26 protein-coding genes and 1 tRNA gene are annotated in these 22,458 nt (G+C 67.9%); 11 read left to right on the top strand and 16 right to left on the bottom strand.

Annotated features, from left to right (window positions below; translation table 11 throughout):
* The first annotated feature begins 10 nt into the window (after positions 1-10).
* Positions 11-910 (top strand): SDR family oxidoreductase, encoded by a 900-nt coding sequence (locus JNUCC0626_RS34495; protein WP_394614917.1) that lies wholly within the window; start codon positions 11-13, stop codon positions 908-910.
* Here JNUCC0626_RS34495 and JNUCC0626_RS34490 read toward each other — a convergent pair.
* From JNUCC0626_RS34490 to JNUCC0626_RS34450, 9 genes are all read right to left on the bottom strand, one after another.
* Complete coding sequence (locus tag JNUCC0626_RS34490) at positions 892-1,326, bottom strand: hypothetical protein (protein ID WP_394614916.1); 435 nt, start codon at positions 1,324-1,326, stop codon at positions 892-894. The two genes, JNUCC0626_RS34495 and JNUCC0626_RS34490, sit on opposite strands and share 19 nt — an antisense overlap.
* 65 nt (positions 1,327-1,391) lie before the next feature.
* Positions 1,392-1,820 (bottom strand): heat shock protein transcriptional repressor HspR, encoded by a 429-nt coding sequence (locus tag JNUCC0626_RS34485; protein ID WP_285637061.1) that lies wholly within the window; start codon positions 1,818-1,820, stop codon positions 1,392-1,394.
* 5 nt (positions 1,821-1,825) lie between these two features.
* Entirely contained in the window at positions 1,826-2,992 is a 1,167-nt protein-coding gene (gene dnaJ, locus JNUCC0626_RS34480) for a molecular chaperone DnaJ (protein WP_394614915.1), read from the bottom strand.
* A 17-nt stretch (positions 2,993-3,009) separates the two neighbouring features.
* Positions 3,010-3,639, bottom strand: a complete 630-nt coding sequence (grpE, locus tag JNUCC0626_RS34475) for a nucleotide exchange factor GrpE (RefSeq protein WP_394614914.1) — start codon at positions 3,637-3,639, stop codon at positions 3,010-3,012.
* Positions 3,636-5,504 carry a molecular chaperone DnaK gene (gene dnaK / locus JNUCC0626_RS34470; RefSeq protein WP_394614913.1) on the bottom strand — a complete coding sequence of 623 codons (1,869 nt, stop codon included), beginning with the start codon at positions 5,502-5,504 and terminating at the stop codon, positions 3,636-3,638. The genes grpE and dnaK overlap by 4 nt, the downstream gene beginning before the upstream one ends.
* Before the next feature lie 180 nt (positions 5,505-5,684).
* A complete protein-coding gene (locus JNUCC0626_RS34465; protein WP_394614912.1) occupies positions 5,685-6,530 on the bottom strand; it encodes a DUF4097 family beta strand repeat-containing protein in 846 nt (281 codons plus the stop codon).
* Positions 6,531-6,622: 92 nt separating this feature from the next.
* The gene (locus tag JNUCC0626_RS34460; RefSeq protein WP_394614911.1) at positions 6,623-7,177 is read right to left on the bottom strand and encodes a hypothetical protein; all 555 of its coding nucleotides are present in this window, start codon (positions 7,175-7,177) and stop codon (positions 6,623-6,625) included.
* A 5-nt stretch (positions 7,178-7,182) separates the two neighbouring features.
* Complete coding sequence (locus JNUCC0626_RS34455; protein WP_394614910.1) at positions 7,183-7,761, bottom strand: TetR/AcrR family transcriptional regulator; 579 nt, start codon at positions 7,759-7,761, stop codon at positions 7,183-7,185.
* An 8-nt stretch (positions 7,762-7,769) separates the two neighbouring features.
* Complete coding sequence (locus JNUCC0626_RS34450; RefSeq protein WP_394614909.1) at positions 7,770-8,093, bottom strand: DMT family transporter; 324 nt, start codon at positions 8,091-8,093, stop codon at positions 7,770-7,772.
* Between the two features lie 146 nt (positions 8,094-8,239).
* Here JNUCC0626_RS34450 and JNUCC0626_RS34445 point away from each other — a divergent pair, with 146 nt between their 5' ends.
* Positions 8,240-10,462 (top strand): (Fe-S)-binding protein, encoded by a 2,223-nt coding sequence (locus JNUCC0626_RS34445; RefSeq protein WP_394614908.1) that lies wholly within the window; start codon positions 8,240-8,242, stop codon positions 10,460-10,462.
* A 59-nt stretch (positions 10,463-10,521) separates the two neighbouring features.
* On the opposite strand, the gene JNUCC0626_RS34440 is transcribed toward JNUCC0626_RS34445, so the two are convergent.
* From JNUCC0626_RS34440 to JNUCC0626_RS34430, 3 genes are all read right to left on the bottom strand, one after another.
* Positions 10,522-10,902: a phage holin family protein gene (locus JNUCC0626_RS34440; RefSeq protein WP_285637047.1), complete on the bottom strand. Its 381-nt coding sequence runs from the start codon at positions 10,900-10,902 to the stop codon at positions 10,522-10,524.
* 33 nt (positions 10,903-10,935) lie between these two features.
* Positions 10,936-12,204 carry a hypothetical protein gene (locus tag JNUCC0626_RS34435; RefSeq protein ID WP_394614907.1) on the bottom strand — a complete coding sequence of 423 codons (1,269 nt, stop codon included), beginning with the start codon at positions 12,202-12,204 and terminating at the stop codon, positions 10,936-10,938.
* 163 nt (positions 12,205-12,367) lie between these two features.
* Entirely contained in the window at positions 12,368-12,919 is a 552-nt protein-coding gene (locus JNUCC0626_RS34430; protein ID WP_394614906.1) for a MarR family winged helix-turn-helix transcriptional regulator, read from the bottom strand.
* A 308-nt stretch (positions 12,920-13,227) separates the two neighbouring features.
* Between JNUCC0626_RS34430 and JNUCC0626_RS34425 the strand changes: the two genes are divergently transcribed.
* Entirely contained in the window at positions 13,228-14,214 is a 987-nt protein-coding gene (locus JNUCC0626_RS34425; RefSeq protein ID WP_394614905.1) for a cation diffusion facilitator family transporter, read from the top strand.
* Here the strand turns inward: JNUCC0626_RS34425 and dcd are convergent.
* Entirely contained in the window at positions 14,211-14,792 is a 582-nt protein-coding gene (gene dcd, locus JNUCC0626_RS34420; protein WP_394614904.1) for a dCTP deaminase, read from the bottom strand. The two genes, JNUCC0626_RS34425 and dcd, sit on opposite strands and share 4 nt — an antisense overlap.
* A gap of 75 nt (positions 14,793-14,867) precedes the next feature.
* Between dcd and JNUCC0626_RS34415 the strand changes: the two genes are divergently transcribed.
* From JNUCC0626_RS34415 to JNUCC0626_RS34395, 5 genes are all read left to right on the top strand, one after another.
* Positions 14,868-14,941, top strand: a tRNA-Gly gene (locus tag JNUCC0626_RS34415).
* A gap of 121 nt (positions 14,942-15,062) precedes the next feature.
* Complete coding sequence (locus tag JNUCC0626_RS34410) at positions 15,063-15,503, top strand: PH domain-containing protein (RefSeq protein ID WP_394614903.1); 441 nt, start codon at positions 15,063-15,065, stop codon at positions 15,501-15,503.
* A 324-nt stretch (positions 15,504-15,827) separates the two neighbouring features.
* Positions 15,828-16,517, top strand: coding sequence for a hypothetical protein (locus tag JNUCC0626_RS34405; RefSeq protein ID WP_394614902.1), 690 nt, complete (start codon positions 15,828-15,830; stop codon positions 16,515-16,517).
* 25 nt (positions 16,518-16,542) lie between these two features.
* Complete coding sequence (locus JNUCC0626_RS34400) at positions 16,543-16,950, top strand: roadblock/LC7 domain-containing protein (RefSeq protein WP_382441181.1); 408 nt, start codon at positions 16,543-16,545, stop codon at positions 16,948-16,950.
* 145 nt (positions 16,951-17,095) lie between these two features.
* A complete protein-coding gene (locus JNUCC0626_RS34395) occupies positions 17,096-17,467 on the top strand; it encodes a hypothetical protein (RefSeq protein ID WP_394614901.1) in 372 nt (123 codons plus the stop codon).
* A gap of 7 nt (positions 17,468-17,474) precedes the next feature.
* Here the strand turns inward: JNUCC0626_RS34395 and JNUCC0626_RS34390 are convergent, their stop codons facing one another.
* Positions 17,475-17,891 (bottom strand): hypothetical protein, encoded by a 417-nt coding sequence (locus tag JNUCC0626_RS34390; protein WP_394614900.1) that lies wholly within the window; start codon positions 17,889-17,891, stop codon positions 17,475-17,477.
* Positions 17,892-18,007: 116 nt separating this feature from the next.
* Here JNUCC0626_RS34390 and JNUCC0626_RS34385 point away from each other — a divergent pair, with 116 nt between their 5' ends.
* Positions 18,008-18,364, top strand: a complete 357-nt coding sequence (locus JNUCC0626_RS34385) for a hypothetical protein (protein ID WP_394614899.1) — start codon at positions 18,008-18,010, stop codon at positions 18,362-18,364.
* Here JNUCC0626_RS34385 and JNUCC0626_RS34380 read toward each other — a convergent pair.
* Entirely contained in the window at positions 18,330-19,832 is a 1,503-nt protein-coding gene (locus JNUCC0626_RS34380) for a sodium:solute symporter family protein (RefSeq protein WP_394614898.1), read from the bottom strand. The two genes, JNUCC0626_RS34385 and JNUCC0626_RS34380, sit on opposite strands and share 35 nt — an antisense overlap.
* A gap of 290 nt (positions 19,833-20,122) precedes the next feature.
* On the opposite strand from JNUCC0626_RS34380, the gene JNUCC0626_RS34375 reads away from it, so the two are divergent.
* Positions 20,123-20,761 (top strand): response regulator transcription factor, encoded by a 639-nt coding sequence (locus JNUCC0626_RS34375; protein ID WP_394614897.1) that lies wholly within the window; start codon positions 20,123-20,125, stop codon positions 20,759-20,761.
* On the opposite strand, the gene JNUCC0626_RS34370 is transcribed toward JNUCC0626_RS34375, so the two are convergent.
* Positions 20,723-21,298 (bottom strand): TetR/AcrR family transcriptional regulator, encoded by a 576-nt coding sequence (locus JNUCC0626_RS34370; RefSeq protein ID WP_394614896.1) that lies wholly within the window; start codon positions 21,296-21,298, stop codon positions 20,723-20,725. The two genes, JNUCC0626_RS34375 and JNUCC0626_RS34370, sit on opposite strands and share 39 nt — an antisense overlap.
* Before the next feature lie 81 nt (positions 21,299-21,379).
* Here JNUCC0626_RS34370 and JNUCC0626_RS34365 point away from each other — a divergent pair, with 81 nt between their 5' ends.
* On the top strand, positions 21,380-22,417 hold the full coding sequence (locus JNUCC0626_RS34365) for an FAD-dependent oxidoreductase (RefSeq protein ID WP_394614895.1): 1,038 nt from the start codon (positions 21,380-21,382) through the stop codon (positions 22,415-22,417).
* Positions 22,418-22,458: the final 41 nt, after the last annotated feature.

Genomic DNA, 22,458 nt, shown 5'->3' with positions numbered 1-22,458 from the left:
GGACACGCACATGAAGGTCTTCGTCACGGGCGCCAGCGGCCACGTCGGCTCGGCCCTGGTCCCCGAACTGCTGGGCGCCGGACACCAGGTCGTCGGCCTGGCCCGTTCGGACGCCTCGGCGGCCAAGCTCGAAGCGCAGGGAGCCGCCGTGCAGCGCGGCGACCTAGACGACCTCGACGGCCTGCGCAAGGGCGCGGCCGAGGCGGACGCCGTGATCCACCTGGCGTTCAAGCACGAGGAGATGTACGCGGGCGACTACCAGGGCGCGTCGGACGCCGACCTCGCCGTGGTGCACGCGTTCCTCGACGAACTGTCCGGCACCGGCAAGGCGCTCGTCGGCACCGGCGGCACGCTGGCGTACTCGGGCCTCGGCCGCACGGCCACCGAGGAGGAGCGGCCGCCGAGCGAGGGTCCGCGCGGCGCCGCCCGCAACGCGATCGTCGACGCCACGGGCCTGCGCGGCTCGGTCGTCGTGCTGCCGCCGACCGTCCACAGTGAACTCGACGTGGCGGGCTTCATCCCGATCCTGGTGCGAACCGCCCGCGCCACCGGCATTTCCGGCTATCCGGGCGACGGCACCAACCGCTGGTCCGCAGGCCACACGCGGGACGCGGCCCGGCTCTACCGGCTGGCGGCGGAGAAGGCGCCGGCGGGTTCGGTGCTGCACGCGGTCGCCGAGGAGGCGATCACGATGCGGGAGATCGCCGAGGTGATCGGGCGGAAGCTGGGCGTGCCGGTCGAGAGCATCCCGGCCGAACGCGCGCAGGAGCACTTCGGTCCGTTGGCGTTCATGGTGTCGCGGGACGCACCGACGTCCGCCGAGCGCACGAAGGCGTTGCTGGGCTGGGAACCGAAGGAGCCCGGTCTGCTGGAGGACCTGGAGAGCGGGTTCTACTTCGAGGAGAGCTGAGCTTCGAGCTTGAGGTGCGCCTCGGACACGGCACCGGCGGGGTCGGGTCCGGCCAGCGCGGCTTCCTCCAGCGCGGCAAGGGTTTCCGGCGAACGCAGCCACTCGGTCAGCGGACCGGCGTCGGGCCCCTCGTGCACGAGTCCGGCCAGCGCGATCGGCGTGGCTAGGAAGTAGTCGCGGAGGGCCGCCTGCTCACGCGGGTCGGCCTTCGCGTAGACCTCGGACGTGAGGCGCAACCAGTAGAAGTCCGCGTCGAGCTCGCCGAGCGCGATCAGCTCCAGCACGCGCGGAAGCAGGTAGCGCACGAAGTTCTCGTCGCCGATCGTCCCCGACTTGAGCCAGAACTTCTCGATCTGCTCAGAAGTCAGCTCCCGCAACGGAAGCGTGGTGAACGGCGCGATTGATGCCGCGTCCACGCAGTGGTCGCAGAACTCGACCACGCGCGGACGCGGCATCGCGAGGACTTCGTGCAGACGGTCGATCATTTGCGGGGCTTCGGTTTCCAGACGACGAGGGCGGTCTCCTGCCGGATCGGCACGAGATCACGACGGTAGGAAGCGTGCACCGCGGCGGCAGTGGAATCGGCCGCTGCCAACGCCTGTGCGAGTTCCTGCTGGAGTTCTACAACCCGCGACCGCAGCGCGTCGACCTGATTTTCCAGGTCGATGATGCGCTTGATGCCGGCGAGGTTCACGCCCTCGTCCTGCGAGAGGCGCTGGACCTCGCGCAGCAGCACGATGTCGCGCATCGAGTAGCGGCGGCCACCGCCGGACGTGCGGCCCGGCGAGACCAGACCCATCCGGTCGTAGGACCGGAGGGTCTGGGCGTGCAGGCCGGACAGCTGGGCTGCCACCGAGATCACGAAGAACGGCGTGTCCTCATCGGTCCCGGGAGGGAACGGAAAACCCACCGAACTCACCGCCCTTCAAGAAGTGCGTTCAGTTCACCGCGGGGGTCGTGATCCCGCGTCACATCGGCGTACGCCTCCAGGGCCTTGCGGGCCTCGGACGACAGGTTGTTCGGCACCGCGACCTCCAGGGTGATCAGGAGATCGCCCGCGGTCCCGTCCCGCTTGGTGATCCCCTTGCCCTTCGCCCGCATGATCCGCCCGGAGGCGGTGCCGGCGGGCACCTTCAAGGAGACCTTGCCGTCCAGCGTCGGCACGGTCAACGTGGTGCCGAGCGCGAGCTCGGAGAACGTCATCGGTGCCTTCAGCGTCAGGTCGTTGCCCTGACGGCCGAACACGCTGTGCGGGTTGACGTGCACGCGCACGAACAGATCACCCGACGGACCACCGTTGCGGCCCGGTTCGCCTTGTCCTGCAAGGCGAATGCGCTGTCCGTCGTCAACGCCCGACGGGATGCGCACGGTCAGCGTGCGCGTGCGGGTGCTGACGCCGTCGCCACCGCACTCGGGGCACGGGTCGTCGATGATCTTGCCGGTGCCGCGGCAGTCGCGGCACGGCTCGCTGAACGCGAACGCGCCCTGCGACCGCGTGACGAGACCGGACCCCGAACAGGTCGCGCAGGTGTGCGGCTGGGTGCCCGGCTTGGCGCCGGAACCGTTGCACGTCGTGCAGGCGGCGGGGGACGACAGGCGCAGCGGCACCGTCGCCCCCTTCACCGCCTCGGTGAAGTCGATGCGGACGTCGGTCTCGACGTCCTCGCCGCGGCGAGGACGCGTCGGCGACCCCGCCGTCGCACCACCGCGCCGGTTGAACAGGCCGCCGAGCAGGTCGCCCAGGCCACCGCCACTGCCACCGGTGCCCTGTGCGGCACGACCGAACAGGTCGTTGACGTCGAACCCGCCGGAGCCGAAGCCGCCGGAGCCCGGGAAGCCGCCGCCCGCGAACAGGCGGCGGGCTTCGTCGTACTGCTTGCGCTTGGCCGGATCCGACAGCACGCCGTAGGCCTCGGAGACCGCCTTGAAGCGGGCCTCGGCCTTGGCGTCGCCGGGATTCGCGTCCGGGTGCAGCTCACGGGCGAGCTTGCGGTACGACTTCTTGATCTCGTCCGCAGTCGCCTCGGACGAGACGCCCAGCTCGCGGTAGAAGTCCTTCTCGATCCAGTCCCTCTGACTCACTGGACGTCTCCTCCTCCCTAGGCTTCTTCAGCCGGAGCCGGCGCGGCACCGGGCTCGTGATCAGTCACCGCGACCAGCGCGGGCCGGACCAGCTTCTCGCCGAAGGTGTAGCCGCGACGGAGCACGGCGGTGACCGTCGGCCCCTCGACGTCCGGGGACGTGCTGTGCTGCACGGCCTCGTGCACCGACGGGTCGAACGCCTCGCCCTCGTGCGCGAACGGCTCGAGGCCGCTCTTCTGCAACGTGGACACGAGCTTGTCCGCCACGGCCTTGAACGCACCGGTCAGGTCGCCGTGCGCGGCGGCCCGTTCGATGTCGTCCAGCACCGACAGCAGCTCGGAGGCGACGGACGCCTTCGCGTTGTTGATCACCGCTTCCCTGTCGCGTTCCACCCGCTTGCGGTAGTTCGCGTACTCGGCGGTGAGCCGCTGCAGGTCGGCGGTGCGCTCGTCGAGCTGGGTCTTCAGCTCGGCGGCCACCTCGTCCACGACCTCGGCGACCAGGGGTTCTGCCGGAGCAGCGCCTTCCTCGGTGGCCGCGTGGGCCGGCGGCCGGACCTCGCCCGTTTCCGGGTCGATCCGGCGCCGGTCGTTCACGACGACCTGAGGCTGCTCCTCGTCGGGGGCGGCGTGCCTCGGTTCGGTCACTTCTTCTCGTCCTCGTCCACGATCTCGGCGTCGACGACGTCGTCGTCCTTCTTCGCACCGGCGCCGGCACCCGCGGCACCCGGCGCGTCCGCACCAGGAGCCTCGGCACCCTGGGCACCAGGGGCGTTGGCGTAGATCGCCTGGCCGATGGCCTGCGACTCGGTGGCGAGCTTCTCCACCGCGGACTTGATGGCCGCGATGTCGGTGCCCTTGAGCGCCTCGTTCGCCTCGGCGATCGCGGCGTTGACCTTGTCCTTGATCTCGGCCGGGAGCTTGTCGTCGTTCTCCTTGACGACCTTCTCCGTCTGGTAGACGAGCGTCTCGGCCTGGTTGCGGACCTCGGCCTCCTCGCGGCGGCGCTTGTCCTCCTCCGCGTGGGCCTCGGCGTCCTTCACCATGCGGTCGATGTCGTCCTTCGGCAGCGCGGAGCCACCGGTGATCGTCATCGACTGCTCCTTGCCCGTGCCCAGGTCCTTCGCCGACACGTGGACGATGCCGTTCGCGTCGATGTCGAAGGTGACCTCGATCTGCGGCACGCCACGGGGGGCGGGCGGCAGGCCGGTCAGCTCGAACATGCCGAGCTTCTTGTTGTGGGCCGCGATCTCGCGCTCGCCCTGGAAGACCTGGATCTGCACGGACGGCTGGTTGTCGTCCGCCGTCGTGAAGGTCTCGGAACGCTTCGTCGGGATCGTGGTGTTGCGCTCGATCAGCTTGGTCATGATGCCGCCCTTGGTCTCGATGCCGAGGGACAGCGGGGTGACGTCGAGCAGCAGGACGTCCTTGACCTCGCCCTTGAGGACACCGGCCTGCAGGGCGGCGCCGACGGCGACGACCTCGTCCGGGTTCACGCCCTTGTTGGGCTCGCGGCCGCCGGTCAGCTCCTTGACGAGCTCCGCGACGGCGGGCATGCGGGTCGAGCCACCGACGAGCACGACGTGGTCGATGTCGCCGACGGAGACACCGGCGTCCTTGATCACGTTGTTGAACGGCGCGCGGGTGCGCTCGAGCAGGTCGTTGGTGATGCGCTGGAACTCGGCGCGCGACAGCGTCTCGTCGAGGAACAGCGGGTTCTTGTCACCGTCGACCGTGATGTACGGCAGGTTGATCGACGCCTGCGACGAGCTGGACAGCTCGATCTTGGCCTTCTCGGCAGCCTCGCGGATGCGCTGGAGGGCCATCTTGTCCTTGGTCAGGTCGATGCCGTTGGCCTGCTTGAAGCGCTCGACCAGCCAGTCGACGACGCGCTGGTCCCAGTCGTCGCCACCGAGGTGGTTGTCGCCGGAGGTCGCCCGGACCTCGACCACGCCGTCACCGAGCTCGAGCAGCGAGACGTCGAACGTGCCGCCACCGAGGTCGAAGACCAGGATGGTCTGCTCCTTCTCGCCCTTGTCGAGGCCGTACGCCAGAGCGGCGGAGGTCGGCTCGTTGACGATGCGGAGCACGTTGAGGCCCGCGATCTGGCCGGCCTCCTTGGTGGCCTGGCGCTGCGCGTCCTCGAAGTACGCGGGGACGGTGATGACCGCGTCGGTGATCTCCTCACCGAGGTACGCCTCGGCGTCGCGCTTGAGCTTCATCAGCACGCGCGCGGAGATCTCCTGCGAGGTGTACTTCTTGCCGTCGACCTCGTCGGTCTGCCACGTGGTGCCGACGTGGCGCTTGACCGACCGGATGGTGCGGTCGACGTTGGTGACGGCCTGGTTCTTCGCGGGCTGACCCACGAGGACCTCGCCGTTCTTGGCGAACGCGACGATGGACGGGGTCGTCCTCGAGCCCTCCGAGTTGGCGATGACCGTCGGCTCACCGCCCTCGAGAACAGCGACGACAGAGTTGGTCGTCCCCAAGTCGATGCCGACTGCACGCGCCATTGGAGTTCCTTCCGCTAGTACTTGTTGAGCGTTGGTGGCTCAAGTTTGCCACCCGCTCAAACCTGAGCCTACCCGACTCAAGCTTTCTGACTGGCACAACGGCTGGGAAAGTCTGGTTGTTCCCTCACAACGCGACGAGGGCCACCCCTTGTGGAGTGGCCCTCGACACAGCCCCCGATTTCAGATGCCGATCACACGGACGTCCCCGGACCCGGTGGACAGCTGGAGTTCGTGCTGCGCGGCCGGATCGGTCGGCACGCTGACCATCCGGTCGCCGCTGCCCGAGTTGCCCGCGAGCCTGAACGGGCCGCCTGGGATCCGCAGGTTGATGTCGCCGGAGCCCGAGGTCGCCCGCACCGAGCGCGAGGAGAGGAACGTCAGCGAGACGTTGCCCGAGGACGCGTCGCCGGTGAAGTCGTTGTCGATCCCGGTACCGGTGATGTCACCGGAGTGGGTCACGATCATCGACTTGCCCTTGATCCGGTCGAGGGTCACGTTCCCGGAGCTGACCTCGACGGTGAGTGCGCCGTCGATGCGGCTGAACTCGAAGTCCCCCGACCCCGAGGTGGCACGGACGTCCCCCTTGATGTCCCTGACCTTCACGTCGCCGGATCCGGTCTTGTAGTCGACCGCGGCCACGCCTTCGAAGACGGCGTCCCCCGAGCCGTTGTCGCCCTGCACCGTGATGTCGCCGCTCGGCACCAGGACCTCGTAGTTGATCTCGCAGTTCCGGCCGCAGCCGTCCAGCACCAGCGCGTCCCCCTCGACGCGGTGCTTGATGTCGGTCGGCTTGTTGTCCCGGTGGTGCTCGATCCTGCGGTGGATCTTCGTCTCGGTCAGCCCCTGCTGGTACCGGATCGTCACGTCCCCGGAGTCCTGGTCGCTGCGGACCTTGACCGTCTTGAACGTCTCCGCCACGACGTGGTCGTCGGCGAACTCGTACTTCATGATGCGGATGCCCCCACAGCCGGTCGCGACCGCGAGCACCGCCCCCACAACCAACGCCACCAGCGCCGTCCTCATCATGACCACAAAACTAGAGGCGGCAGGGCTCAGGAACACGGTTGCAAGCCCCCGAAGGTGGGGTGGGGCTACCCCTACCGGTGGCGTGGGTCGGCTCAGGCCAGGTCTTCGAGGACGGCGCGCAACGCGGGTGCGGTGCGGGCCGGGTCGTTGAGGAAGCGGCTGGACGCCAGCACGTGCGCGGGCGCGATGCGTTCCCAGAGGAAGCCCTCGACCGGCACTTCGACGATGTGCAGTTCGACGCTCTGCGCCCAGCGGCCGATGCGCGACTCGACGCCGCGCAGCACGTCTCCCACGGGCAACGCGGCGGGGCTCTGCACGCGGTGCAGCTGCTCGATGCCCGGCTTGAGCGCCAGCACGGCGGCGCGGCTGGCCGGGCGGGTCAGCAGGGCCGGCGCGTCCTCCGGCGTCGGGGACTCGGCGCCGCGGATGCACGCGTCGAGGGCGTCGGTCCACCAGCCCGGCCACTCGGCGGTCACGGCCGCGCGGTCGGTCCCGAGCGGCACCTGCACGGGCAACGACGGTTCCAGGCCCGGCACGTGCGGCTCGACGTCGACCGACAACGCCAGCGAGTCGCGCACGTACAGCGCGGCGAGCAGCCCGAGGCTCACCCCGTGGCTGATGCCGGACACCTCTCGCGCGAACGTCATGGTCCCTATTCTTCCCGCGGAACGGCGGTGGAATCGTCGCGGCCGCGGATCAAGAAGGACACGATTGGCTCCAGCTCGTCCTCGTCCGGGGCGACGTCGGCGATCAGGCCCTGGATCAGCAGGCCGTCGATCGCCGCGAGGAACGCCCGGAACGCGACCGGGTCGGCCGGACGCGCGAGTTCCACGGCCAGGTCGAGCCACCGGCGGGCGGCGGGCTTGAGCTCGGGACGGCGACCGGCGAGCAGGTACAGCTCGTACTCGGCGAGCGTGCGGCCGCGGTTCTCGTTCACGGCCTGCGCGAGGCTCTGCGCGATCTCCCTGGCGGTGCCGCCGGACGCGACGATCTTGAGCATGTCGTCGCAGATCTCGTCCGCCGACCACAGCAGCGTGGCGATCAGCAGGTCGTCGAGCGTCGCGAAGTAATAGGTGGGTGCCGTCGTCGGCACACCGGCCTCGCGGGCGACGCTGCGATGCGTCACGCCCGCGACGCCCTCTCGTTCGATCACGCGCAGGGTGGCCTCGACGATGGCACGCCGCTTCTTCTCGCCGCGCGCCTTGCGTCCGTCCACCTTCTGCGACTCCACTACCGCGGTCAGTGCGTCCTCCCGAGTTCGAGCGTCACCACGCCTCCGATGATCAACGTCAGTCCGACGACCATCGTGGGGTTGAGGGTTTCGCCGAGGAACTTCCAGCCGATGATCGCAACGGCGGCAACGCCGACTGCGGACCATACGGCGTAGGCGACGCCCACGGGCATACCCAACTTCAACGCGCGCGAAAGTGCGGTGAAGGCGATGGCGTAACCGACGACGACGATCACGGACGGCCACAGTCTGCTGAAGCCCTCGGAGAGCTTCAACGAGACGGTCGCAGCGATCTCCGCCGCGATCGCCCCGATGAGGAGCAGGTACAGCACGGCGACCTCCAGGGCTGCTCAGGACAACTACCTGAACAAGTGTTCCATAAGTTTTTGATCAACTTATGGATACTTGACCGGTACGTGAGGAGACACCGGCCACGTCCAAGTGGTTACTGAGCAGTAACCTGGCCTAGACTCCCGCCATGACCCTCCAGCTGGTTCTCGGACTCGTCGCCGTGGCGGTGAGCGTCGTCGCCTGGGGCGTGTTCGTCGCCGCCGTGCTGAAGCAGATCAAGATCATTCGGCTCGGCCAGCCGGACGGCACCCGCTTCGGGCCGTTCGTGCCGCGCCTGAAGACGATGATCGTCGAGTTCGTCGCGCACACCCGGATGGCGAAGTTCCGTTCGGTCGCCCCCTGGCACTGGATGGTGATGTGGGGCTTCCTCATCGGCTCCGCGGTGCTGTTCGAGGCGTACGGCGAGGTGTTCGACCCGCACTTCCACTGGCCGATCATCGGCACGTGGTCGGTGTGGCTGCTGCTGATCGAACTGCTCGGGCTCGGCACGGTCGTCGGTGGTGTGGCCCTCGCGGTGATCCGCCAGCGCAACCACCCCCGCCGCGCCGACCGGGTCTCGCGGTTCCAGGGGTCGGACTTCAAGTCCGCGTACTTCGTCGAGGCCGTCGTCATCATCGAGGGCATCGGCATCCTGCTCGTGAAGGCGTTCAAGCAGTCGGCCGGCCTGGAGGAAGCGCCGCTGTGGACGTCGTTCGTGACGCAGCCGCTCTCGCACGTGCTGCCGACCGCCGCGATCTGGGTCTCCGTGATGGCGTTGATCAAGCTGCTGAGCGGCATGATCTGGCTGATCGTGGTGGGCCGCAACCTCACGATGGGCGTTGCGTGGCACCGGTTCTCGGCGTTCTTCAACATCTACTTCAAGCGCGAGGACGACGGTGGCGTCGCGCTGGGCGCGCTGAAGCCGATGATGTCCGGCGGCAAGGTCCTGGACCTCGAGGAGGCCGACCCGGACAAGGACGTCTTCGGCGTCGGCAAGGTCGAGGACTTCACCTGGAAGGGCGTCCTCGACTTCTCCACCTGCACCGAGTGCGGCCGCTGCCAGTCGCAGTGCCCGGCCTGGAACACCGGCAAGCCGTTGTCCCCCAAGCTGGTCATCACGCAGCTGCGCGACCACATGTACGCCAAGGCGCCGTACCTGCTGGCCGGTGGTTCGAAGGACATGGCCGGTGACGAGGTCGGCCTGACCGAGGACAAGTACGAGGACTACAAGAAGCGCCTCGAGTCCATCGACGTGCTGGCGATGGCCGAGGCCGAGCGCCCGCTGATCGGCGGCCCCGACGAGCTGGGCGTCATCGACCCCGAGGTGCTGTGGTCCTGCACGACCTGCGGCGCGTGCGTCGAGCAGTGCCCGGTGGACATCGAGCACGTCGACCACATCGTCGACATGCGCCGCTACCAGGTGCTGATCGAGTCGAACTTCCCGACCGAGCTCGGCGGGATGTTCAAGAACCTGGAGAACAAGGGCAACCCGTGGGGCCAGAACGCCAAGGACCGCCTGGCGTGGACCGAGGGCCTCGAGTTCGAGGTGCCGGTCTTCGAGGGCGAACTGGGCGACGCCGAGTACCTGTTCTGGGTGGGTTGCGCCGGTGCGTTCGAGGACCGCGCGAAGAAGACCACGCGGGCCGTCGCGGAACTGCTGCACACCGCGGGCGTGAAGTACACGGTGCTCGGCCCGGAGGAGACCTGCACCGGTGACCCGGCCCGCCGCGCCGGCAACGAGTTCCTGTTCCAGATGCTCGCGCAGCAGAACGTCGAGGTGCTCAACTCGGTGTTCGAGGACCGGCCCGCCGGTCAGCGCAAGATCGTCGTGACATGTGCGCACTGCTTCAACACGCTGGCCAACGAGTACCCGTCGGTCGGCGGCACGTACGAGGTCGTGCACCACACGCAGTTGCTGAACAAGCTGGTGCGCGAACGTCGTCTGGTGCCGGTCGCGCCGGTCACCGAGGACGTCACCTACCACGACCCGTGCTACCTGGGCCGCCACAACAAGGTCTACGAAGCACCGCGTGAGCTCATCGGGGCGTCGGGCGCGAAGCTGCGCGAGATGCCGCGCCACGAGGAGCGGTCCATGTGCTGCGGTGCCGGTGGCGCGCGCATGTGGATGGAGGAGCGGATCGGCAAGCGCATCAACCTCGACCGCGTGGACGAGGCGCTCGGCACCGCGCCGTCGAAGATCGCGACGGGCTGCCCGTTCTGCCGCGTGATGCTGACCGACGGCGTGACCGCGCGGCAGTCCGACGGCCAGGCCGGTGCGCACGTCGAGGTCGTGGACGTGGCGCAGATGCTGCTGGAGTCGGTGAAGCGGGGTCAGCCTGCCGCGGCCGTCGAAGAGGACGCGAACGCCTGACATGGCATGAGAAAGGCCCTCGGTCCGGTGTGGACCGAGGGCCTTTCTCGTTGGTGTGCCTAGTCGTTGTCGGTGATCTTGTCGTAGACCACGTTCAGCACCCAGCCGGTCAGGGCGACGATGATCGCGCCCCAGAACGCGGGCCAGAAGCCGTCGACGCGGAACGGCAGGTCGAACTGCTCGGCCAGCCACCCGGTGAGCATGAACAGCAGCGCGTTCACCACGAGCCCGATCAGGCCCAGCGTCAGCAGGTAGAACAGGCAGCCGAAGAACTTCACGACCGGCTTCACGATCGCGTTGACCAAGCCGAAGATCACCGCGACGCCGATCAGCGTGAGGATCCTCGAACCGGTGGAGCCCTCACCCAGGTCGATGCCGGGAAGGGCGGTCGACACCCAGACCGCCACGGCAGTCAGCAGCACTTGCACCAAGATGCCCATGCCGCAGACTAACCGTGGCGACGTCCTAAGTGGTCAGGACCTGCGGCGGCGCGCCACGAAGAACGCTGCGACACCTGCCGCGACCAGCAACGACCCGAGGCCGAGGAAGCCCAGCGGCGAGGCACCGGTCGACGCGAGGCCGGACTTGTTGCCCGCCTGGGCAACCGCGGGCGCGGTGGTCGTGGTCGTGGTCGGCACGGTGGTGGTCGGCGGCGTGGTGGTCTCCACGGCCTTCTCGACGACCTTGATCTTCGTGCTGACCACGTTGTTCTTGCGGTCGACGTCCGGCAGGGAGCCGAAGTTGAAGCGCACCACCGCGTGCACCGCTTCGTACTCGAGGTTGTCGAGCTCGACCTTCAGTGCGACCTCGGCCTGTTTGCCGGGGAGGAGCTTCTCCTTGGTGCTGAAGACGTCGTCCGTGCCCGGCTGGAACGTGACGTTGTCGCTGTGCGACACCAGCTTCGCCTGGAAGCTGCCGAGGACGACCTCCGGCGTGACCGGGGTGTTGCCCTTGTTGGTCAGCGTCAGCTTGACGTCGATCTGCTCGCCCTTGACGTAGGTGTCCTTGAGCGGCGCGATGGTGGAGGCGACGGCGACGTCCGCCCTGGCCTCCTGGTAGCGCGTGTCGACGAAGGCCTTGCGGTCCGCGTCGTTCTCGTACTTGACGGCACGGGTGCGCGTCACCCAGTCGACGTCCCTGGCGGACTTCGGCTCGGCCAGGACCAGGCCGTCCTTGCTCAGGTCCGGTGCCGTGACGACGAAATCGCCGAGCGGGAGGTCGACGAGGTAGGAGCCGTCCGCGGCGGGCTCGGTCTCGAGTTCGACGTCGCCGGAGCCGGCCTTGCCGGACACCTTGATCTTGCCGGCGGGCACCTTCTCGTCCGGCTGCTTCACGCCGTCACCGTTGGCGTCGACGTAGCCGACACCGCTGAGGAAGATGCCGCGCAACGCGAAGTCCGCGCCGGACAACGACTCCGAGGTGCCGTGGGTGAGCCTGGTGGCGGTGTAGTCCGTCTCCATGTTGTTGATCAGGTACGTCGGCCCCTTGGGCAGCACGGCCTTGTAGCGGCCGTCCGGTCCGACGGGGAACTCCCCGACGCGTTCGTTGGTGCCCTGGACGGTGACGCGGACCGCGGGACCGTTCGCCCGGACGTTCTCGCCCTCGGTGAAGACGTTGTCGCCGTTGCGGTCGAGGAAGAACAGCCCCTCTACGGTGATCGTCTCCTCCTGCGCGCCGGCGGCCGTGGCCAACACGGGCAGCGCGAGGGCAGCCGTCATCGCGACGGCGCAGAACTTCTTCACTGTTCCCCCAGTGTTCGAATTGCTCCATGTAGGACATCGGAACACCAGGGGGTCAGCGTTGCATGATCTAGGTCACTTCGGTCACTCCGACAGCGGATAGCCACCCATCTCGCACCCCTCCCTCTCGTTTAGCACGATATCGGATAGTACGAGTTCGTAGCAATTACTCCTTGCCGTCGAGCGCGAGCCGGGTGCGACGGTGCGCGGGGCCCAGTTCGCCGGACAGCACCTCCATCACCTGGCGCAGCAGGTCGCGCAGGTTCTCGAGGTCACCGCCGGGCAGCGCGGTGAAGAGGTCGCGCTCCCGCTCGGCCTGGCCCGCGACGATCCGCAGGAAGATCTCGCGACCCGCGTCCGTCAGCGTGGCGGGCAGCGACCGGCGGTCCGCCGGGTCGAGTTCGCGGACGACCAGGCCCGCCTTCTCCAACCGGTCGAGGCGGCTCGTGATCGTGGTGGCCGGGCTCAACGTGCCGTTCGCGAGCTGCTTGGGCGTGAGGCGGTGCGGCGGCCCGATCCAGAAGAGGCGGGCGAGGATCTCGTAGTCGGCGCGGTTGAGGCCGTGCGGCGCGGCGATCTCCGTGGCGAGGAAGTCGAGGTACTTGCTGATCTGGTGCACCCGGTCGACCACGCCCTCGACCACCGGATCGATCGCCGGAACCATGGCCCTCCACGCCTCGACCTCGGCGTCGGTGTCGTCCGCACCACGCTTTCCCATCCCACGATGGTAGTTGCGCCGACATGCAGAACGGCCCGCGTCTCTCCCGGACGCGGGCCGTTCCGTCTTACCCCCTGGTGATCAGCGTCCCCCCGGAGCAGATCCCGCATGTAAGACACCTGGGCCGTGCGGGATGTTGCTCTGGGGTTCGAATGTCACTCGAATGCAGTAGTGAGCGGGTGCTTCGTTCTGGGCGACCCAGGCCGCGTCCTGCAAGTTCGTCGGGCGACAGTAGCGGCCGAGGGCCCCGGAGACAGCCCGCGCCTGTCACCAAACGAACTCGCAGGACACGACCTAGGCTGATCGACATGAGCGAGAAGCCGCAGGGCTCGGGCGAAAGCACGCTGACCGTCGTCCTCGCACTGCTGGTCAACCTGGCTATTGCGGTCATGAAGGCCATAGCGGGCATAGTGACCGGATCGGCCGCGATCCTCTCCGAAGCCGCTCACTCGGTGGCCGACACGTTCACCGAGGCGTTGCTGCTGACCGCCCTGCGCCGTTCGGACCGTCCGGCCGACCGCAGGCACCCGTTCGGCTACGGCAAGGAGCGGTACTTCTGGTCGCTGCTGGCCGCGGTCTCGATCTTCGCCTCGGGCGCGATGTTCGCGTTCTACGAGGGCTTCCGCACGGTCTTCGGCGAACCGGAGGAGCAGACCAAGCCGTTGGTCGGCTACATCGTGCTCGGCCTGGCGTTCGTGCTGGAGTCGATCTCGTGGACGCAGGCGTTCCGGCAGGTCCGTTCGGAGTCGGCCGCGCACGGTCGCGGGTTCTGGGACTTCCTGCGCGTGTCCGACGACCCGACCGTGAAGACCGTCTTCCTGGAGGACTCCGCCGCGCTGACCGGCCTGGTGCTGGCGTTCGCCGGCCTCGGCCTGCACCAGCTGACCGGGTCGTCGGTGTGGGACGGCGTCGCGTCGCTGGCGATCGGCGTCCTGCTGGCGCTCGTCGCGTACACCTTGGCGCGCACCAACCAGGGCCTGCTGATCGGCCGCCAGGCTGACCCGGTGATGGTGAAGGCGATCTGGCGGCGGCTGGGCGAAGTGCCCGAGGTGGACGCCGTGGTGGACGTCCTGACGATGCTCATCGGCACCGACCGCGTGCTGCTGTGCGCGCGCCTGGACTTCGACGACTCACTCACCGCACACCAGCTGGAAGACGCGTGCGTGCGGGTGTCTTCGGAGCTGCGGGCCGAGTTCACCGACCTCGACGAGATCTTCCTGGAACCCGTGCCGCGCACCGATCCCGAACTGCGCCGCCGCGTGCTGGAGCGCTACGGGGACCTGTCCGCCGACTAGCGACGCGTGTCGGTCTGGTGGAAGTTGAGGTAGGCGCGGCTCGGCGTCGGTCCGCGCTGCCCCTGGTACCGGCTGCCGGCCTGCTTCGAGCCGTACGGGTGCTCCGCCGGGCTGCTGAGCTTGAACAGGCAGAGCTGCCCGATCTTCATACCGGGGTGCAGCGTGATCGGCAGGTTGGCGACGTTCGACAGTTCGAGCGTGATGTGCCCCGAGAAGCCCGGATCGATGAAGCCCGCCGTGGAGTGCGTGAGCAGCCCGAGCCTGCCGAGACTCGACTTGCCTTCGAGCCGGCCCGCCAGGTCGTCCGGCAGCGTGACCATCTCGTACGTGCTGCCGAGCACGAACTCGCCGGGGTGCAGCACGAACTGCTCACCCGCCGGCGTCTCGACGAGGCTCGTCAACTCGTCCTGCTGCTGCGCGGGATCGATGTGCGTGTACTTGGTGTTGTTGAAGACCCGGAAGAACCGGTCCAGCCGCACGTCGATGCTCGACGGCTGGAGCATCTCCAGGTCGAACGGGTCGAGGAGCAGACGGCCGGACTCGACCTCTTTGCGCAGATCCTGGTCACTCAGCAGCACCCGGACAGGCTAACCGAAGGCGGGCGGTCCGCTCGCGTTGCCGCTCTGTGTATGATCGGCAACGAGCTTGCTCGTGCGGGTGTAGTTCATTGGTAGAACGACAGCTTCCCAAGCTGTAGAGGCGGGTTCGATTCCCGTCACCCGCTCCACGAAGAGGGCCCGGATCACCTGATCCGGGCCCTCTTCGGTGTTTCCGGGCCACGCCGGAGGCCTGCACCGGGCAACCTTTCTGCCCGGCCCCGCGTGACTCCCGCGAGAGAGGGAGGACGCATGGGGGAGAACGTGACATTCGTCAGGAGAGGTCCGCGCCGGTTCGTCGCAGCCGTCCTGGTGCTGGGCATGGTGGTGGTGCCCTGGCGCCTCACCGTCAACTTCGGTGATTCGACGTTGGTGGCCATGGGCGGAACTCTCTACGTTCTGGCCGCGTTGGTCGGCATCTGGCAGCTGTGGCGCGTGTGCGTGGTGCTCACGCCCGAGAAGGTGATCGTGCGCAACCCGTGGCGCGACCACCACATCACCTGGGACCGGATCGCCGAGATCGAGCGGGAGAACGTCCTGGGCATGCAGCGCGTCAACCTCGTGCTGACCGACGGCTCCAGCGTGCCGTGCGCGGCCTACCGCGGCGGGTCGCTGACCGGCACGCCGCTGGGCGAGGACTTCGTCGGCGCGGTTCGGCAGCGGATTGCCCACCTGCGCGAATCCAATGGATAGAGAATGAAATGAAGATTGCTGCGCGCGGTGGAATGCTTCACTCGATCGTGTGACGCTTAAGCGACACGGCTGGTTTCTGCGGGTAAGAAGTAACCCGGCCGGTCGCTCTTTCGATATAGGCCGTGTACCTCGATCGAATGATCAGCTCGTCACATACCCGCTCGGTAAGTCCGATTTAACCCGGAGTGACCTCTGAGACGCGACAATCGAACCTCATTCGACGTCCTCGCGTACGCCCTGACGCAGTGCCAGGCGGATCGAGTCACCGGCGCTTTGCGCGTTGCCGGCAACGCGGGTGGACTGTTCCATTTGCACAAGGGTGCCGTGGTGGGTGTGGACAGTCCCGGTTCGCCCGGGATCGAAACTCTGTTGCGGCGGTCCGGGCGGATCAAGGAGAACGACTGGATCGCGGCACTGGTGAGCAGTGTCAAGATGCGGTCTTTGCACGCGGCGCTCGTCGGGCGCGGGGTGATCGGTTCTGCCGAAATCCAGCGTTGCGCGGCCGGCGCCATTCGTGACGGGACGTTCGCCGTCGTGGCCGGTGAGATCGAACGGTGTTTTCTGGACGAAACCGCCGATTCGCCTCTTTTGCCCGCGCGCAACGGCATTGCCGTGGGCCTGTTGTTGTCGGAAACAGCAGGTCTGCTGAAAGGCGTGGCCGCACTGCCGGTTGCCGTGTCGCCTTATCGGGACCGGCTGGTGGCCACGGACAAGAAGGCCGCCACGGAGGAGCAATGGGAGATCATGGCGCTCGCCACCGGGCGGCGAACCGCCCGGGACCTGGCCTTCTCGCTCGGCCGCGGCCTGCACCCCGTCACGGTCGAGGTGTCCCGGATGCTCGGCGCCGGGCTGCTGGAGATCGTCGCACCTGCGGGATCGTCCGGTGTTTCACGGTGGGGACTCTCCCGCTTGCGTCCCCGCAAAGCTGCTGTTCAGGACGTTGGCATTGCCCAGCCGAGTCCGCTGCCCCTGCGCCAACCCGGCCAGGCCCTGTCGAACTCGGGAATCGCCTGAACCCGTCGGAGGTGGAATGTTGGTCTTGAGCGGTTCGCCCTTCCCCATTCAGGACTGGAGCGAACTGGACTACGACGCCCTCAACGCCGAAATGCGGAAGCTCCGCGAAGCCGTCGCCGGAGTGACCGACACGATGATCGCCGCGTCCGACGGCATTCCCATCGTCGCCGACGTCGCCAAGAACGTCGACCCCGCGCACATCTCCGCACTGGCCGCCAGCAGCCTCGGAATCGCGAGGCAGTCGGCGGAAGTGATCGGAATGGGCACGCTGAGCCAAACCGTCGTCTTCGGCAGCGAGGGCTACATGGCCGTGTACGCGATCGGCCGTTTGTCACTGCTCGTCGTGCTGGGCGACAAAGGACTCAACCTCGGACGACTGCTGCACGAGTCCCGCCCCGTGATCGAACGAGTCGGCGCGATTCTGGCCGCCTAGCGCGCCGCCCCCGGAACGCGGCATGTTCGGCCAATCGCTCTCGACACTGATTTCTTCGACCTGGAGACGCGTCCGCATGCCATCACGACACCGGAAAGCGGCCGCGTCGTCTCCGCCACCAGTTGTTTCAAAGAATTGGAGCTCCGTGAACATCGATATCGCAATGAAGGAAGCAATGTCCATCTCCGGCGCTGTCGGTGTCGCGCTCGTCGACTACGACAGCGGCATGTCGCTCGGCACGAGCGGCGGCGGCGACTGGCTGAACCTCGAAGTGGCGGCGGCCGGCAACACCGAGGTCATTCGCTCGAAACTCCGGGTGATGGCGTCACTGGGCCTCAACGACACCATCGAGGACATTCTCATCACGCTGCACCGCCAGTACCACCTGATCCGCCTGATGAGCGGCGTGAAAACCCGCGGCTCGCTCTTCCTCTACCTCGTGCTGGAACGCGACAACGCGAACCTCGCGATGGCCCGCCACCAGCTCAAGAGGATCGAGTCCGAGCTGCAGGTGTGACCCGAGGTCAGTCGACCGGCAGGCCCCACGGGCGGCGGTCCAGTTCCACCCAGCCGCCGCCGCGAGCGAGGGCCGCGCGCACTCCGGCCACGTGCTCCGCGAACGACGCGAGGTCGCCGTGCAGGAGTTCGGCGCGTTCCACGTCCAGGGGGTGTGTGTCGTCGTGCCAGAGGTCTACGGCGAACGACGCCACGAACGACATCGACTGCAGTAGTTGCAGCAGGGCGAGGGACGGGCGGGTGGTCTCGTCCAGGTAGGAGAGGCGGATCTCCTCGCACTCCGCCAGCAGTGCGCGAACCTGGCGGATGGCGTCGGCCGGTGTGCCGTCCCACGACGGGTCCGGCCACACGCGGTCGCTGAGCTCCAGCCAGAGTCGCCAGCCGGTGGCGAGTTCCGCGTCGTCTGCGGGAGACCACTTACCCATGCATCCACTGTGCATGGGGAGTCGTCGAGAGTCTCGTGACGATGACGCACGCCACGGAACCGATGCGCCACACATGCGTCCTGTACCGCATGACGCGTTCCTGGCAAGGACAAAGCGTGAAGAGCGTTCTGAAGGGTCTCGCCGTCGGCCTGGCGCTGACCCTGCTCGCGTTGCCGGCGCTCCAGTACGAGATCACCGACCACGCGAACCTGCTGACGCGGGTGTTCGCCTACGGCTTCCTGCTCGTGCCCATCGCCGTGTGGACCGTGCTGCGGAGCGAGTTCCCCGTCTCCCAGACGATCGGTGTCGTGAGCGGCGCGAGCGTGGTGCTGGTCGCGGGTGCCGGGTCTTACACCGGCACGCCGATGCCTTACGTGTGGCTCGCGGCGGCGACCCTGTTCGGGTGCGCCGCCGCGAGGATCATCCGCAACGAAAGGCTTACGCCTTCACCGTCTCCGGCTCATCGGAGTTGAGCGAGTCGAGCAGTTCCTCGCGCTCGGTGGACGGCTCCTTCTTCAGGAAGCCGATCGCCAGGTAGAGCACCAGCGAGAGCAGCAGCGGCCACGACACGAGCACGCCCTTGGTGACCCACTCGGCCTTGTTCATCTGCGAGATGTAGAGGAACGCCCACATGCCGAGGCCACCGATGACGGAGGCCATCGCCGCCGTCGAGCCGATCTTGCGGAACCACGGCAGCAGGCCGAGCATCAACGGGATCGCGATCGGGCCCATCGTGGCGGCGACCAGGTCGACCACCACCTTCAGCACGAAGCCCTGGCCTCCCGAGGCGATGGCGATGATCATGCTGGCGCCGATGAAGATGAACGTCGTGATCCTGGCCAGCAGCAACTGGTTGTCGGCCGAGAACGTCTTCACCTTCTTCCAGATGTGCGGCAGCATGTCGCGGTTGATCACGGCGGCGATGACGTTCGCGTCCGACGACACCATGGCCATGGTGTGCGAGAAGAAGCCCGCCAGGACCAGACCGATCATGCCCGCGGGCAGCATCTGCTTGCCCATCTCGATGTAGGCGTTCTCCGCCTGCGCGCCTTCGAGGCCCGGCACGATCAGCGGCGCGGCCCACATCGGGAAGAACAGCACGAGCGGCCACACGAGCCACAGCACGGACGAGAGCAGCGCGGACCGCTTGGCCGCGAAGCCGGATGGCGCGGCCATGTAGCGCTGCGCCAGGTTCCACATGCCGCCGTTGTACTCCAGCGTCTTGATCAGGAAGAGCGCCATGAGGAACGTCGACGTGTACGGGCCGGCGAGCGGGTCGCTGTGGCTCTCCGGGAGCTTGTCCCAGATCGTGAACGGGAAGTCCCAGCCGAGGGTGCCGGCGACGGCGAAGAGCATCGCGAAGCCCGCGGCCGCCTGGATGATGAACTGACCGAAGTCGGTGAGCGCGTCGGCCCAGAGGCCGCCGAGCACGGAGTACACCATCGTGACCAGACCGATGATGATGATGCCCCAGGTGATCGGAACGCCCGCGAAGCCGCGCAGCAGGATCGAGACGGCCGCCCACTTGGCGGCGATGTCGACGACCTTGAGCAGCGCGCCCGCGTAGGCCATGACCTGCTGGGTGGGCAGGTTGTAGCGCTTGGCCAGGTACTCGAGCGGCGACTTGACGTCGTGCTTCGAGCGCAGCCGGTTCCACCTGGGCGCGAACAGGAACGCGCCGATGCCGACACCGATGCCGATCGTCAGCGACCACCACACGTAGACCGTGAGTCCGAGCCGGTACGCCTCGGAGGCGAACGCCACGAACATGACGGCGCTGTAGCCCGACATGTGGTGGGAGATGCCCGACAACCACCACGGCATCTTGCCGCCTGCCGTGAAGAAGTCGGCGATGTTGTGGACTCGCCCGCGCGACCAGAGTCCGATCCCGACCATCACGAAGAAATAGCCGACAACCACGACCCAATCGAGGGTGCCCATGTGACCTCCTTGCGTGCACACACGTGTGCCCGCGAGAGCACCAGGCCTCATGGCGGCGGAACCTGGCACATCCGCACGGGATATGTGACGTAGGTCTTACGAGACCGTTGCCGGGTAACGGAAGGGTTTCGGCGGTCTTGAATCACATTCGTGACCCTTGTTCATGCACATGAACCGTCTTGTCCGATTGTCAGCCCGGCTCCTATTCCCGGCCTTATTCCCGGCTCGATTCCGCGTCACGCGGAAGGAGGAACGACGTCACTCCTCTGGATGCACGAACGGAGGTGCTGATGCTCCCGCCCGCCAGGCCTGCCCCCGGCGTCGCACTGATCGACCCGGTCCCGCTGTACCGCGAAGGCCTGTCCGCACTGGTCAGGCGCACTCCCGGACTGCGCTGGCTCGGGTCGACCGGCGATCCGCACGCGGCCGTGCGCCTCCAGCAGAAACTGCGCCCGGACGTGCTCCTCATCGACTCCGTGCTCGACCCCGTGGGCCACGTCACCCGGCTGCTGGTCGACCGCGACCCGACGCTGCTCGTCGTCGGCCTGGTCCGCGACGCGCACTCGCACGCGAACTACGTGACGACCGCGTTAGAGGCGGGTGTCCGCGGCGTCGTGCCGCGCAGCGCCCAGCCGGAGCAGATCGTGCGGGTGATCGCGGAGACCTGCCGTTCGCGCGGGTACGTGCACCCCGACCTGCGGCCGAAGGACCGGCCGACGCTGTCCAAGCGCGAGTACGAGGTGCTCACGCTGATCGCGGAGGGCCTGGAGAACCAGCAGGTCGCCACCGAACTCGTGGTGTCCGTCGAGACCGTGCGCACCCACGTGAAGGGCATCCTGCGTAAGCTCGGCGCACGCGACCGCACGCACGCGGTGTCGCTCGCCTACCGGTCAGGCCTGCTGATCGGCCGCCCAGCCGTGTTCGAGTAAGCCGAACACCTCGTCGGCCGCCCGTTCGCGATCGGGCCTGCCGAAGATCACGTCCCGGGCATCCAGTGCGAACCGGGCCAGTGCCGCACATCTGACGTCGTCCGCCGGGGCGCCCGTCTCCTCCGCGATGGCACGCGCCAGCGCGCCCTGATGCCTCGTCCACATCCGGCGCCCGTGCTCGCGCAGCGCCGGCGTCTCCAGCACCAGCCGCTGGAAGGTCTCGAACTTCGGGTGGTCGGCGTGCGTCCGCGCCGCCTGCACGAAGTGGTCGCGCAGCGCCATCGGGATCGACCGGCCCTCGCGCTCGCGCACGACCGCGACCAGCGCCGCCTCCATCTGCTCGTCCTCGTCGAAGAGCAGCGCCTCCTTGCTCGGGAAGTGCTTGAACAGCGTCGTGACCGACACGTCGGCCGTGTCGGCGATCTCCTTCACCCCCACGTCGTCGAAGCCGCGCGCCAGGAACAGCTCCAACGCCGCCTCGGCGATGGACTGACGGGTCTGCAGCTTCTTCCGCTCGCGGCGGCCGAGCTCGGTCACGAACCGACCATACCACCCGAGTTGAGCGACTTCAAAAGTGTAGCGGTTGGACTTTTGCAGTCGATCCGCTTTCATGGAGTCATGACCTCACCACGCATCGCCATCGCAGGGGCCGGCATCGGCGGCCTCACCTGCGCCCGCGTCCTCCAGCTCAAGGGCTTCGACAACGTCACCGTCTTCGAGCGGGAGACCTCGCCGGACGCCCGTCAGCAGGGCGGCACGATCGACCTGCACGCCGACAGCGGGCAGGTCGCCGTCCGCACCGCCGGCCTCTTCGAGCAGTGGCGCGCGCTCGCCCGGTTCGAGGGTCAGGAACAGCGCAAGGTCGACCACGTGACGGCCGCGCTCGTCGAGCACGAACCGGCGGAGGGCGACTTCCGGCCGGAGATCGACCGCGGCCAGCTCCGCAAGCTCCTGCTCGACTCACTGACGCCGGGAACCGTCACCTGGGGACTCGGCATCGCCTCGGCCGCTCCCGGTGGCGAGGTCACCTTCGCCGACGGCTCCACAGCCTCGTTCGACCTGGTCATCGGCGCGGACGGGGCCTGGTCGCGGGTGCGCGGGGCCGTGTCCGCGGCCCAGCCGGAGTACACCGGCGTGCTGTTCGTCGAGATCCGGCACGACGACGACGAACGACTGCTGGAACTCACCGGCCAGGGCACGATGGTCGCCGACGGCGAGGGCCTGATGATCTGGTCGCAGCGCAACAGCGGCAATCAGATCCGCGCGTACGCGTGCCTGCGCGCGGACGAGGACTGGAAGCCCTCCACCGCCGATCTGCTGGACCTCTACGCGGGCTGGCACCCGTCGCTCACGGCGTTCCTGCACGGCGACCTGATCCACCGGCCGCTGTACTCGCTGCCGGTGCCCCACACCTGGGAGACCACGCCCGGCGTGACGTTGCTCGGCGACGCCGCCCACCTCCAGCCGCCGCTGGGCGTCGGCGCGAACCTCGCGATGCAGGACGCGGCGGACCTGGCGCTCGCGATCGCCGAGCACGGTGTCCGAGACGGGGTGCGGGCCTACGAATCTGTCATGGTGCCCCGGAGCGTGAGTTTCGCCGAACGGACGAACCCAGCGCTCCTCGAGATGGTTCCCGAGCGCCCGATACGCGTCTGACCGGCGCTCATGCCCGATTCAGGTCGCTGGGTGGAGTGTCT

This window comes from Lentzea sp. JNUCC 0626, from assembly GCF_043632865.1.
Lineage (GTDB): Bacteria > Actinomycetota > Actinomycetes > Mycobacteriales > Pseudonocardiaceae > Lentzea.
This window is presented reverse-complemented; position numbering and strand designations above follow the sequence as displayed.